The following is an 11,600-nucleotide window of genomic DNA, read 5'->3' as shown; positions in this document are numbered from 1 at the left end:
CGAAGCCGGGCCGGGCCGCCGCGTCGAGCGCCGGCGCCGGCGCCGGTCGCGCCTCCGGGCCGCGGGCGGCGAAGCGCGCGCCGCGGGGGTTCGGCGGCACGAGGCTGAGGACGATCGTGATGATCCCGCCGACCGACGGCACCAGCCCGAGCAGCAGGAACCACCCGGACAGGTCGGCGTCGTGCAGCCGGCGGACGCCGACGGAGACGCCGGCGAGGGCCATGGCGAGCGACAGGAGCACCAGCAGGACGCCGAGGACGGCGGCCAGGGCGTTCGTGACGCTGTCGACCGGCGAGCCGGTGCGGCCGACCGCGAGCAGCACGGCGACGAGGATCGAGCCGCCGACGAGGGCCAGCACATCGATCAGGACCGGCCACCAGTACTCGCTGAGCGAGGCCCGCCCGCTGAACACGACGATCCGCTGCCAGTAGCGCCGGTACGCCTGCCCGGCGGTCGCGCCGCGCAGCGGCTCGTCGGCGACGGGTGCGTCGGCGCTCATGGCTCTCCTCGGACGGCGGCGGGGCGACCGGAGCACTGTAGCCACCGGTCGCCCCGCCCTCGGTCGGAGATCAGGCCGGGCGGCCGACCACCGAGAGACGCCCGCCGTTGCGGACCTTGACCTCGCGCACCCGCTTGCCGGGGTACGGCGCCTCGATCATCTTGCCGTGGCCGGAGTAGATGGCCACGTGGTACACGGAGCCGGGGCGGCCGTAGAAGATCAGGTCGCCGACGCGCTTCTTGCCGTAGGAGACCAGGCGGTGGTTCTTCTTGGCGGTGTTGTACTGCCGGGTCGCGCTGTGGCCGCCGATGCCCTTGCCGGCCTTCGAGTAGCTGCGCATCGTCAGCCCGGAGCAGTCGTAGGCGCCCATCCCGGAGCCGGCGAAGCGGTACGGCTTGCCCTTCTGCGATCGGGCGAAGCGGACGGCCTTCGCGGCACGGCTCTTCGACGAGATGACCGAGTCGGCGTCGACCTGCTCCTCGCCGCCGTCGGCGACGGTCTCGGGGCCGAGCACGCGGGCGAGCGCGGTGAGCTGGGGGTCCTGCTGCCGGGCGACGCTCTTCAGCGCGTCCTCCGCCTGCGCGGCAGCGGCCTCGGTGGTCGCGGACCGGTGCTGCAGCAGCGCCTCGTTCGCCTTCTGGGCGGCCACGCCGGCGGCGTCGGCCTGCTGCTCGAGCCGGTCGAGCCGGGTCAGGGCGGCGGTCTGGGCGTCGACCCGGGCGACGCCGGAGGTCGCCGCGACGGGGGTGTCGTGGGGAGCGATGGCCAGCGGGACGCCGGCGATGAGGCCGGCGGTCGCAGCGACGCCGAGGGTGCTCGTGATGATGGAACGGGCGCGGTGGCGCACGGGTGCCCTCCTGGACGGGTCGACGCACCTCGCGGTCGGCGTGCGGGAGGCACACCGCTGCAGCCGGGCGACGCGCCGGTGGGCAGAGGGTGGAGGCGAGGTGCTCGGCCGCGGGACAGGTAGGGGTTCTTCGTGCGGCCGTCTGGGAAGAACGTAACAGGTTGGTCACGGACCCCTGTTCCCGGGGGTCATCCCGAGGTCGATGGAGTAGGCGACGACGCCCTCGAGATCCGCGTCGTTGCGGGCGACGCGCCGTCGGCGGAGGATGCCGGAAATTCCTCGGGACTCGTGCGAAGAGCCCCTCAGGCCGACGTGCGGTTGACCAGCCGGGACAGCACGATCGCGCTGCGGGTGTGATCGACGTTCGGCGCGACGCGCACGCGCTCGAGCGCGAGCTCGAGGCTCGGGATGTCGCGGCTGCGCATGTGCACGATCGCGTCCGCGCTGCCGGTGACCGTGCCGGCGTAGACGACCTCCGGGACCGCCGCGAGGATGCGGCGCAGCTCCGTCGGCGAGACGGTGCCGCGGCAGAACAGCTCGACCCACGCCTCCGTGCTCATGCCCTCGGTCGCAGGGTCGACCTGGACCGTGAACGCCCGGATGGTCCCCTCCGCGACCAGCCGGTCGACGCGGCGCTTGACCGCGGACGCGGACAGCCCGACTACCGCGCCGATGTCTCCGTACGCGGAGCGGGCGTTGCGCTTCAGCAGCTCGATGATGCGGCCGTCGATGGCATCCATCACCTCAGGCTAACGATCTGTTGCGGCCGAGGCTGGATGCGCGCAACGCCGCTGCGCAGGTCGGTGGACGGCTGCGCTGCGACGGGCGCACACTGGAAGGGCCGTCGACCTGGTCCGGCCGCCCTGCTCGAGTCCCCTTTGGAAGGACCCTCGTGACCACGACCGCCTCTGCGCCGGCGACCCTGCCGGAGCGCGTCGCTCTGACGCGCACCTACCTGATGTGCCGACCGGACCACTACACCGTGTCCTACTCGATCAACCCCTGGATGCGGCCGGAGGACCCGACCGACACGTCCGTGGCCCTGGACCAGTGGCAGACCCTGCACGACGCCTACGTCGGGCTCGGGAACGCCGTCGAGCTGATCGACGGGCTGCCGGGCCTGCCGGACATGGTCTACAGCGCGAACGGCGGCTTCACGCTCGACGGCGTCGCCTACACCGCGCGGTTCACCCACCCCGAGCGCCAGCCGGAGGGGCCCGCGTACGGCGAATGGTTCCGGACCAACGGCTTCCGCGTGCACGAGGCGCGCGAGGTGAACGAGGGGGAGGGCGACTTCCTGCTGGTCGGCGACGTGATCCTCGCCGGCACCGGGTTCCGCACCAGCGAGGCGAGCCACCGCGAGCTCGCGCAGGTCACGGGCCGCGAGGTCGTGACGCTGCGGCTGGTGGACCCGCGGTTCTACCACCTGGACACGGCCCTCGCCGTGCTCGACCCGGAGGGGCGCGACGCGAACATCGCGTGGCTGCCGCTCGCGTTCGACGAGGCGAGCCGGGCGGAGCTGCGGCGCCGCTACCCCGACGCCGTCGAGGTGTCGGAGGAGGACGCGCGCTGGCTCGGGCTCAACTCCATCTCGAACGGTCGCGACGTCGTGATCGCGAGCCGGGCGACCGGCTTCGAGGCGTCGCTGCGCGAGCGCGGCTACGCACCCGTCGGCCTCGACCTCTCCGAGCTGCTGCTCGGCGGCGGCGGCGTGAAGTGCTGCACGCTGGAGCTGCGGCGATGACCGACGTGGCGGAGCGCGCCGGGCACCTCGCGCACAACTACCACCCGCTGCCCGTGCGCGTCGCGACCGGCGAGGGCGCCTGGGTGACCGACGTCGACGGGCGCCGCTACCTCGACCTGCTCGCCGCGTACTCCGCCGTGAACTTCGGGCACGGCCACCCCGGGCTCGTCGCCGCCGCGAAGGCGCAGCTCGACCGGGTGACGCTCGTCAGCCGCGCGTTCGAGAACGACCGGCTCGAGCCGTTCGCCGACGAGCTCGCGGCGCTCGCCGGCAAGGACATGGTCCTGCCCATGAACACGGGCGCCGAGGCCGTGGAGTCCGGCATCAAGGTCGCCCGAGCCTGGGGCTACCGCGTGAAGGGCGTCCCGGAGGGGCGGGCGACGATCGTCGTCGCCTCCGGCAACTTCCACGGCCGCACCACGACCATCGTCTCCTTCAGCGACGACCCCCAGGCCCGCGACGGGTTCGGACCGTTCACCGCGGGCTTCCGCACGGTGCCGTACGGCGACGCGGCGGCGCTCGCCGCGGCGGTCGACGACACGACCGTCGCGGTGCTGCTCGAGCCGGTGCAGGGCGAGGCGGGCATCGTCGTGCCGCCGGACGACTACCTGCCCGCCGTCCGCCGCCTCTGCGACGAGCGGGGCGTGCTGATGATCGCGGACGAGATCCAGTCCGGGCTCGGCCGCACCGGTTCGACCTTCGCCTGCGACCTCGTCGGGGTCGTGCCGGACCTGTACCTGCTCGGCAAGGCGCTCGGCGGCGGCATCGTGCCCGTCAGCGCCGTCGTCGGGGACGAGGCCGTGCTCGGCGTCCTGCGCCCGGGGGAGCACGGATCGACGTTCGGCGGCAACCCGCTCGCCGCCGCGGTCGGCCTCGAGGTCGTGCGGATGCTCGCGACCGGCGAGCCGCAGGCCCGCGCCCGGTCCCTCGGCGAGGTGCTCGAGCGCCGGCTCCGCCCCCTGGTCGGTCACGGCGTCACCGCCGTCCGCACGCGGGGGCTCTGGGCGGGCATCGACGTCGACCCGGCGGTCGGCACGGCGCGCGAGGTCTGCGAGCGGATGATGGCCGCCGGCGTGCTCGCGAAGGACACGCACGGGCAGACCGTCCGCCTCGCGCCGCCGATCGTGATCGACGAGGCGGACCTGCACCACGCGATCGACGTGTTCGAGGAGGCGCTCGCGAGCGCGCGCTGAAGCACGGCTGAAGATCGGCCGACGGCTTCGGCCGCTTCAGGTCCGCTGCCTAGCGTCGGCCGGGTCCTGAAGCGCGAGGAGGAGCCCGTGTCCACATCTCTCCTGGTCGACGTCGTCGTCGTGCTGGTCCTGGTCGGCTGCCTGGTGCACGGCTGGCGGCGCGGCCTGATCGGCAGCGTCGGCACCATCGCCGGGCTGATCGCCGGCGGTGCCGCGGCGGCGTTCGTCGCCGGCCCGGTCGGCGCGCTGGTGCCGGACGGCGTCGCGCGGTTCGTCGTCACCCTGCTCGTCGCGCTGGTGCTGCTGCTGATCGGCGCGGCCCTCGGCACCCGCGTCGCGGCCGCCGTCGCGCGTCCGCTGCGGCGGACCGCGCTCGGCGCCGTCGACGGCGCGCTCGGCGCCGGGCTGCAGGTCGCGGTGGGGGCGCTCGTCGTCGCGGTGCTCGCCACCCTGGCCGTCTCGCTCGGCACCCCGGTGGTCGCGCGGGCGGTGGGCGGGTCCGCGGTCGTGCACGAGATCGGTGCGCTGACCCCGGCTCCGGTCGGCCAGGCGCTCGACGGCTTCAGCTCGACGATCGTCGCCGCGGGCTCGCAGGCGGGCGACCTGCTGCAGCCCGCCGGGCCTCGCTGACGCCGCCCCGTCCCGTCGCCTCTCAGGCGGGAGGACGGCCCGTCGGCCCCGCCCGCCAGCGGACGACGCCGTTCGCCGCGCGTGCCGCCAGCAGCGCCTCGCCGGCCAGGTCGAGCGCGGCCGCCGCGGCCTCGAGGTGCTCGGCCGCCTCGATGGTGCCGGTGGCGCCGTCGCCCGGCTCGTCCTCGCCGAAGTAGTGGTCGCCGTCCACGACGCGCGTGTGCCAGGCGCTCAGCTGACGGGCTGTCTGCTGCAGCTGGTCGACGGCGCGGCCGAGCTCGGCCAGCAGCTGGCGCGAGTCCGCGGGCGTCGGCACGTCCCGCGTCGCCCGGACGAGCGCCCGTGCGGTCTCCTCGAGCTCGACGGCGAGGTCGACCTGCCGCGCCCGCTCTCCGCCCGCCATCCGCGCCCTCCTCGCTCTCGGCGGCACGGTAGCCGTCCGACATCGGCGCACGAGGAAGGGCCCTCGATCCGCGGGTGCGGATCGAGGGCCCTTCCTGCGAGGGCTCAGGAGCCCTGCGTGTACCCGGACGCGCTCGGGGTCGGCGTCGCCTGCTGCGCGCCGCCCTGCTGGCCGGGCGCCTGCGGGGCCTTGCCGCCCTGCGGCGGGGGCGGCAGCCGGCCGCCGGCCGCGGGACCGGCCGCCGGGCCGCCCTTCGCGTCCGCCGCCGGGCCGCTCGCCGCGGGGCCGCCCTTGCCCGGGCCGGCCGGCTGGCCGACCCGGACCTCGGTCGCGTCGAGGGTCGTGCCGTTCGAGTCGACCGAGCCGGTCGCCTCGATGTGCGCGCCCTGCACGATCGCGGAGGTGTCGGCCTTCTGACCGTCCTTCGTCACGGTCGCGCCGCTGGACAGCGCGATGGTCCGCGTGAACCCGTCGTGGTCCTTCACCGTGACGGTGGAGCCGCTCACGGAGAGCACCTCGCCGCCGATGTGCGGCTTCGGGCTCGGGGCGCCCGCCGGGCCGCCCTGCGGGCCGTGCTGCCCCGGAGCGGCGGGAGCGGCGGGAGCGCCGGACGGAGCGGCGGGGGCCGTCGGGGCGCCGGAGGGCGCTGCGGCGGACGGCGCGGCGACCGAGCCCGAGGGGGCGGCCGACGGCATCCCGTCGGCGTAGGCGGGGCCGCCGACGGCGATGGCACCGAGCACGGCGGCTCCCGCGACGCCGGTGATCAGCGCGGTGCGCTTCGTGGGCTTCCTGAACGACTGCATGAGGTCCTCCTCGTGATGGAGCGGCGCTGCCGGTCCGGCGCGCCCTGGTCCTCCCAGACGACGGTCCGCCTCTGAAGCGGGCCTGAAGCGGTGGCCGCTCGAGCGGTCCTTCAGGTGCGCTTCAGCGCATCGCCGACTCATGGGGACTGCTCAGGCGGTGCTTCAGGCCTGCTTCAGCGTCGGCCGGGACCGTGGACCCATGCCTGCCGCCCGCGTGCTCGTCGTCGAGGACGACGCCCTCATCCGCGAATCCGTCGTCGCCGCGCTGACCGGCGCGGGCTTCGTCGTGGACTCGTCGGCCGACTCGCGCGGCGTCCCCGCCCGAGCGGCGGACTTCCGGCCGGACCTCGCGCTGCTCGACGTCATGCTGCCCGGACCCGCGGACGGGTTCGCGCTCGCCCGCGCGCTGCGCCGCGACCGGGACCTGCCGGTCATCTTCCTGACCGCGCGGGACGCCGGCGCCGACCGGCTGGCCGGGTTCGAGGCGGGCGCGGACGACTACGTCGTCAAGCCGTTCATCGTGGAGGAGCTGGTCGCCCGCGTCCGCGCCGTGCTGCGGCGGCTCGGCCGCGTGCCCGCGGTGCTCGACCTCGGCGACCTGCGGATCGACGAGCAGGCGGGCGAGGTGCTGCGCGGCGGCGCGGCGCTCGACCTGACCGCGACCGAGTACCGGCTGCTGCTCTACCTGGCGCGCGAGCGCGGGCGCATCCTCTCGAAGACGCAGCTGCTGACGCAGGTGTGGGGCTACGAGGACTACGACCCGAACCTCGTGGAGGTCCACGTGAGCGCGCTGCGCCGCAAGCTCGAGGAGCACGGCCCGCGCATCCTCCACACCGTCCGCGGCTTCGGCTACGTGCTGCGCCCGGCGGAGCCGGCGGCCGCCGCATGAGGACGCCGTCGCTGCGCCGGCGCGCGGTCCTCTGGACCGTCGCGGTGCTCTCGCTCCTCCTGCTCGTCGTCGGCGTCGGCGTCGACCTCGCGCTGCGGACGGTCCTGCAGGGGGAGCAGGAGGACCGGCTCCGTTCGGTAGCGCAGCTCGCCCCGGAGCTCGCCGCCCTCTCCGATCAGCAGCTGGCGAACAGCCTGACGATCGCCGGGGTGCAGGCGTGCATCGTCGACTCGAGCGGCCGGTGCGCCGTGGTCGGCGTGCCGCAGCGCCCGCCCGGGCCGGGGCGCGGGCCGGGGGCCCTGCCGCAGCCGACGCGGTCCGACGCGGCGATCGCGGTCGTGCGAAACGGCAACGAGCTCGTCGCGACGGAGACGGTCCGGCCCGGTGTCGTCCTGCGCCTCTCGAGCAGCAGCGCGCAGATCGAGGACGCGCTGGCCCGCTTCCGGACGATCATGACGATCGCGAGCGTCGTCGCCGTCGCGCTCGCGGCGCTGGTGCTGCCCCTCGTGCTCGGGCGGGCGCTGCGCCCGCTGCGCGCCCTCACCGACGCGGCGCGGCAGACGGCGGCCGGCGGTCGCGGGCGCCGCCTCGACCCGCAGGATCCGGACACGGACCTCGGTCGTGCGGCCGTGCAGTTCGACGCGATGCTCGAGGAGCTGGAGGGTGCGGAGGCGCGCGCCTCCGCCGCCGCCGAGCGGCTGGCCGCGTTCCTGTCCGACGCCTCGCACGAGCTGCGCACACCGCTCGCCGGCGTCTCCGCGGGTGCCGAGCGGCTGATCCGCGACCCGCTCGACGAGGAGGAGCGGGACCGGGTGACCGTGCAGATCGTGCGGGAGGCGCGCCGGAGCGCCCGGCTCGTCGACGACCTGCTGCTCGTCTCCCGCCTCGGCGAGCTGCGGGTGGAGCCGCGGCCAGTCGACCTGGCGGCGCTGGTCGCCGACGCGGCGGAGCGGCTCCGCTCCCGGCCGGACGCACCGGTGGTCGAGGTGCGCGCGGTCGACGTCCGCGTGACGGTCGACCGGGAGCGCACGGACCAGGTGCTGGCGAACCTGCTCGTGAACGCCCGGAACGCGGGCGCGCGCCGGGTGCGCATCGCCGCGACGGCGGACGGGACGGTCCGCGTCTCGGACGACGGCCCCGGCATCCCGACCTCCGCACGGGAGCGCGTGTTCGAGCGGCTGGTCCGCCTGGACTCGGCGCGCTCCGCGACCACGGGCGGCGCCGGCCTCGGGCTGCCGATCGCCCGCGGGCTGGCGGAGGCGCAGGGCGGCTCGCTCCGGTGCGTCGAGCCGGGGGCCGACGACCTGCCCGGCGCGGTCTTCGAGCTGCGCCTGCCGCTCGCGGCGCCGGCCGAGTCTGCCGGCGGCCGGCCCGAGCCACCAGCACCTGCTGCTGCGCTCCGCGGGATTCCGTTCTGAAGGTGATTCCGGCAGGCCGGAATCACCTTCAGAACGGAACGGCTCAGCGGAGGGTCGCGGGGAGCGCCGGGGTGCGGGCCAGCTGACGAGCGGCGATGCCGATCACGGCGCTGTAGGTCGGGTAGGCGAAGCGGACGTTCGCGAGCGTCGACACGTCGATGCCGGCCGCCATCGCGGTCGTCACCGACTGGATCACCTCCACCGCGTTCTCCCCGACCGCGTGGGCGCCGAGGATCAGCTCGCGACGGCGGTCCGCGATCAGCTTCAGGAACCCGCGCTGCCGGTCGTCGATGACGGCGCGGTCGAGGTCGGCGTAGGGCACCGTCGCGACGACGCACTCGGGGTCGCGCTGCCGCGCCTCCCGCTCCGTCAGCCCGACGCCGGCGTAGTCCGGGTCGGTGAAGCCGCCGGCGGGCAGCAGCTCCTGCGGCGTCCGCCGGTTCACGCCGAGCACCGCGTTCTCGGCGGCGGCCTCGCCCTCGAACTGCGCGGCCTGCACCAGCATGTCGCGGCCGTTCGTGTCACCGGCCGCGAGGATGTGCGGCACGGCGGTGCGGAAGTACCGGTCGGCGGGAATCGCGGAGCGCACCGTCTCGAGTCCCGCGTTCGCGAGGCCGAGGTCCTCCACGTCCGCCGGCCACCCGGTCGCCATGATCACGGCGTCGAAGTCCGCGGACTCCTCGGCGCCGCCCTGCCGCCAGTGCAGGGCGATCCCGTCGTCTGCGCGCTCCAGCCGGTCGACGCCGTCGATCCCGGTGCGCACGTCGACGCCCTGGTCGCGGAACGCCTCCTCCACCACCGCGGAGATCTGCTCGTCCGAGGCGACGAGCACCCGGGGGGCGAGGTCCAGCAGCGTGACGGCGGACCCGAAGGCGCTGAGGACCGTCACGAGCTGCGCGCCCGTGTTGCCCGCGCCGATCACCGCGACGCGGCGCGGCAGCTCCGGCAGCTCGAGCACGTGCTCGGGGACGGTCGCCAGCTCGGCGCCCGGGATCGGCAGGCGCCGCGAGTGCCCGCCGACGCAGATCACGATCGCGTCCGCGGTGACGCGCCGCCCGCTGTCGAGGACGAGGGTCCGGTCGTCGGCGAAGCGGGCGCGTCCCTCCTGCACCAGGGTGACGCCCGCCTCCTCGAATCGGCTCGCCTCCCGCTTGATGGAGCGCACCTGGTCCACGCGGCCGTGCACCCGCTGCACGGTCGACGCCCAGTCGATCGACGGCGCCCCCGTGCCGATGCCCCAGGCGTCCGCGCTGCGGGCCTCCCGGATCAGGCGCGCGGTCTTCGCGAGCACCCGCGTCGGGACGCAGCCGGTGTTCACGCAGGTGCCGCCGAGCCGCCCGGCCTCGAGCACCACGACCTTCGCGCCGAGCTCCGCACCGCGCAGCGCTGCGGCGGTGCCCGCCGGTCCGGCGCCGATGACGGCGAGGTCGTAGTGGTCGATCGCGTCGCTCATGCCCGCACCGTAGGCACCGCGTCGGGGAGTCCGGCGAGAGGGCGCCCTGCGCCGCCCCTGCCGCCGTCGCGCTCGTCAGGACGAGCCGCGCGCCTTCCGGTTCCGCCGAGCGCGGAGCAGCCGCCGGGCGATCGGGAAGACGATGATGATCAGCCGGATCAGCGGCACGGGTCCTCCTCGGGTCGGTGCTGCGAACCGGAACCGGGCTGGATCACGGCTCCTCGGGGCCGGGGTTCTCGCTGCCCTGCCCGGGGATCTCGTCCGAGGGACCGGGGTTCGAGCTGCCCTCGGCGGGGATCTCGTCACCCGGACCCGGGTTCTCGGTGCCCTCGCCGGGCGCCTCGTCGTCGCCCTCGGAAGGGCCGGGGTTCATCGAGCCGACATCGCTGTCCATGTCGCGCACGCTAGCCCTCGCACCCGTGACCGGACCCGACGCTGGGAGGATGTGCGGGTGGTGCGCCTGATCCTCGTCCGGCACGGTCAGTCGGAGTCGAACGTCGCCGCGCTGCTCGACTCCGCGGAGCCGGGGGCGCCGCTCTCCGCGCTCGGTCGGCAGCAGGCGGCCGAGCTGCCGGCCCGGTTCGCCGAGGAGCGCATCGAGCGCGTCGTCGCGTCCCCGCTCGCCCGCACGGTGGCGACGGCTCGGCCGCTCGCGGACGCGCTCGGGCTGCCGCTGCCGGTCGACGCGGGGCTGCGCGAGGTGCTGTCGGGCGACCTGGAGATGCGGGGCGACCGCGACGCGCACCTCGCCTACCTCGACCCGGTCTTCCGCTGGATGGCGGGCGACCTCGCCGCCCGGGTGCCCGGCTCCCCGGAGGACGGCCGCGACTTCCTCGCCCGGTACGACCGCGCGGTCGAGGCCGCGGTGCAGGGGGCGGTGGGTGCCGTCGTGCTCGCGAGCCACGGGGCGGCGATCCGTGCCTGGGCCGGCATCCGCGCCGCCAACCTGCCGGACGACCACGGGCGCGAGCGCGGGCTGCCGAACACGGGCGTCGTCGTGCTCGAGGGCGCACCGGGAGCGTGGCGGGCGACCGAGTGGCAGGGGGAGCGCTTCACCGACGTCGACGACGACCCGACCGGTGCCGGGGTGCCGGGATGAGCCGGTCGGCCGGCGTCGGGGTCGCACTCGTCGGGCTGGTGCTCGGGGTGGTGGCCCTGGCCGTGCTGCCCGCGCTGCCGCTGCCCGTCGCCGCGGACCTCGGCGGCCTCGGCCCCGTGCTCCGGGTGCCGCTCGCCGAGATCGCGGGTCGGCTCGCGCTCCTGATCCCGGCCCTGCTCACGGCGGTCGGCCTGCTCCTGCCGCTCCGTGACGACCGCCTCGCACGGCTCCTGCCCGTGGGGCTCGGGGCGCCGATCGCGGTGTTCCTCGTCGCGCAGCTGAACGGGGTGCGCGACCTCGGCGCCCTGGTGCTCACCTATGCCGCGACTGCCGCGGTCGTGCTGGTCCGGTCGCTGCCCGGTCGCCGCCCGTGGTCGTTCGCGGCGATGCTCGGCATCGTGCCCTGGGGCGTGATCGCGTTCCACCAGGTCGGCGCGACGATCGCGGGCGGCGACGTGAGGCTCGGCGTGCGCGTGCTGACCGTCCTCGTGCTCGCCGCGTCGATCGCCGAGTTCGTGCGCGACCGCGGCGTCGACCTGCGGCGTGTCCCGGTGCTCGTCGCGCTGCCCCCGGCCCTGCTCGCGGCGGGCTCGCTGCTGGTCTGAAGCCGGGGCCGCGGCTC

14 protein-coding genes are annotated in these 11,600 nt (G+C 75.6%); 7 read left to right on the top strand and 7 right to left on the bottom strand.

Annotation, left to right across the window (positions count from 1 at the left end):
* From ACFSBI_RS07240 to ACFSBI_RS07230, 3 genes are all read right to left on the bottom strand, one after another.
* Positions 1–499: DUF805 domain-containing protein (locus tag ACFSBI_RS07240; RefSeq protein WP_377933486.1), on the bottom strand; the 499-nt coding region annotated here is incomplete at its 3' end.
* A 70-nt stretch (positions 500–569) separates the two neighbouring features.
* Positions 570–1,346, bottom strand: coding sequence for a C40 family peptidase (locus ACFSBI_RS07235; RefSeq protein ID WP_377933484.1), 777 nt, complete (start codon positions 1,344–1,346; stop codon positions 570–572).
* A gap of 302 nt (positions 1,347–1,648) precedes the next feature.
* Positions 1,649–2,086: an Lrp/AsnC family transcriptional regulator gene (locus ACFSBI_RS07230; protein WP_377933482.1), complete on the bottom strand. Its 438-nt coding sequence runs from the start codon at positions 2,084–2,086 to the stop codon at positions 1,649–1,651.
* A 152-nt stretch (positions 2,087–2,238) separates the two neighbouring features.
* Between ACFSBI_RS07230 and ddaH the strand changes: the two genes are divergently transcribed.
* The 3 genes from ddaH to ACFSBI_RS07215 all read left to right on the top strand — a co-directional run bounded on the left by ddaH (position 2,239) and on the right by ACFSBI_RS07215 (position 4,913).
* Positions 2,239–3,090 carry a dimethylargininase gene (ddaH, locus tag ACFSBI_RS07225; RefSeq protein WP_377933480.1) on the top strand — a complete coding sequence of 284 codons (852 nt, stop codon included), beginning with the start codon at positions 2,239–2,241 and terminating at the stop codon, positions 3,088–3,090.
* Positions 3,087–4,283, top strand: coding sequence for an ornithine--oxo-acid transaminase (gene rocD / locus ACFSBI_RS07220; protein ID WP_377933478.1), 1,197 nt, complete (start codon positions 3,087–3,089; stop codon positions 4,281–4,283). Before ddaH ends, rocD begins: the two co-directional genes overlap by 4 nt.
* Before the next feature lie 87 nt (positions 4,284–4,370).
* A complete protein-coding gene (locus ACFSBI_RS07215) occupies positions 4,371–4,913 on the top strand; it encodes a CvpA family protein (RefSeq protein WP_377933476.1) in 543 nt (180 codons plus the stop codon).
* Between the two features lie 22 nt (positions 4,914–4,935).
* On the opposite strand, the gene ACFSBI_RS07210 is transcribed toward ACFSBI_RS07215, so the two are convergent.
* Positions 4,936–5,316, bottom strand: coding sequence for a hypothetical protein (locus tag ACFSBI_RS07210; RefSeq protein WP_377933474.1), 381 nt, complete (start codon positions 5,314–5,316; stop codon positions 4,936–4,938).
* Between the two features lie 104 nt (positions 5,317–5,420).
* Positions 5,421–6,119 (bottom strand): hypothetical protein, encoded by a 699-nt coding sequence (locus ACFSBI_RS07205; protein ID WP_377933472.1) that lies wholly within the window; start codon positions 6,117–6,119, stop codon positions 5,421–5,423.
* A 199-nt stretch (positions 6,120–6,318) separates the two neighbouring features.
* Here ACFSBI_RS07205 and ACFSBI_RS07200 point away from each other — a divergent pair, with 199 nt between their 5' ends.
* Together ACFSBI_RS07200 and ACFSBI_RS07195 are read left to right on the top strand one after the other, a co-directional pair.
* The gene (locus tag ACFSBI_RS07200) at positions 6,319–7,008 is read left to right on the top strand and encodes a response regulator transcription factor (protein ID WP_377933470.1); all 690 of its coding nucleotides are present in this window, start codon (positions 6,319–6,321) and stop codon (positions 7,006–7,008) included.
* On the top strand, positions 7,005–8,426 hold the full coding sequence (locus ACFSBI_RS07195; RefSeq protein WP_377933468.1) for a sensor histidine kinase: 1,422 nt from the start codon (positions 7,005–7,007) through the stop codon (positions 8,424–8,426). Before ACFSBI_RS07200 ends, ACFSBI_RS07195 begins: the two co-directional genes overlap by 4 nt.
* Before the next feature lie 43 nt (positions 8,427–8,469).
* Here the strand turns inward: ACFSBI_RS07195 and ACFSBI_RS07190 are convergent, their stop codons facing one another.
* Positions 8,470–9,879 (bottom strand): dihydrolipoyl dehydrogenase family protein, encoded by a 1,410-nt coding sequence (locus tag ACFSBI_RS07190; RefSeq protein WP_377933466.1) that lies wholly within the window; start codon positions 9,877–9,879, stop codon positions 8,470–8,472.
* 211 nt (positions 9,880–10,090) lie between these two features.
* Positions 10,091–10,273 carry a hypothetical protein gene (locus ACFSBI_RS07185; protein WP_377933464.1) on the bottom strand — a complete coding sequence of 61 codons (183 nt, stop codon included), beginning with the start codon at positions 10,271–10,273 and terminating at the stop codon, positions 10,091–10,093.
* Between the two features lie 57 nt (positions 10,274–10,330).
* Here ACFSBI_RS07185 and ACFSBI_RS07180 point away from each other — a divergent pair, with 57 nt between their 5' ends.
* Positions 10,331–10,978, top strand: coding sequence for a histidine phosphatase family protein (locus tag ACFSBI_RS07180; protein ID WP_377933463.1), 648 nt, complete (start codon positions 10,331–10,333; stop codon positions 10,976–10,978).
* Positions 10,975–11,583, top strand: coding sequence for a hypothetical protein (locus tag ACFSBI_RS07175; RefSeq protein ID WP_377933461.1), 609 nt, complete (start codon positions 10,975–10,977; stop codon positions 11,581–11,583). Before ACFSBI_RS07180 ends, ACFSBI_RS07175 begins: the two co-directional genes overlap by 4 nt.
* Positions 11,584–11,600 lie beyond the last annotated feature (17 nt).

Source organism: Amnibacterium endophyticum (assembly GCF_042680685.1).
GTDB lineage: Bacteria > Actinomycetota > Actinomycetes > Actinomycetales > Microbacteriaceae > Amnibacterium > Amnibacterium endophyticum.
The sequence above is the reverse complement of the archived record's forward strand: the minus strand, read 5'-3'. Positions and strand labels throughout refer to the sequence as shown.

Bases quoted from the DNA above. Each gene is read 5' to 3' on its own strand.
- ACFSBI_RS07205 (WP_377933472.1), bottom strand. From the start codon at position 6,119: ATGCAGTCGTTCAGGAAGCCCACGAAGCGCACCGCGCTGATCACCGGC.
- ACFSBI_RS07230 (WP_377933482.1), bottom strand. From the start codon at position 2,086: ATGGATGCCATCGACGGCCGCATCATCGAGCTGCTGAAGCGCAACGCC.
- ACFSBI_RS07200 (WP_377933470.1), top strand. From the start codon at position 6,319: ATGCCTGCCGCCCGCGTGCTCGTCGTCGAGGACGACGCCCTCATCCGC.
- ACFSBI_RS07210 (WP_377933474.1), bottom strand. From the start codon at position 5,316: ATGGCGGGCGGAGAGCGGGCGCGGCAGGTCGACCTCGCCGTCGAGCTC.
- rocD (WP_377933478.1), top strand. From the start codon at position 3,087: ATGACCGACGTGGCGGAGCGCGCCGGGCACCTCGCGCACAACTACCAC.
- ACFSBI_RS07185 (WP_377933464.1), bottom strand. From the start codon at position 10,273: ATGGACAGCGATGTCGGCTCGATGAACCCCGGCCCTTCCGAGGGCGAC.
- ACFSBI_RS07175 (WP_377933461.1), top strand. From the start codon at position 10,975: ATGAGCCGGTCGGCCGGCGTCGGGGTCGCACTCGTCGGGCTGGTGCTC.
- ACFSBI_RS07195 (WP_377933468.1), top strand. From the start codon at position 7,005: ATGAGGACGCCGTCGCTGCGCCGGCGCGCGGTCCTCTGGACCGTCGCG.
- ACFSBI_RS07190 (WP_377933466.1), bottom strand. From the start codon at position 9,879: ATGAGCGACGCGATCGACCACTACGACCTCGCCGTCATCGGCGCCGGA.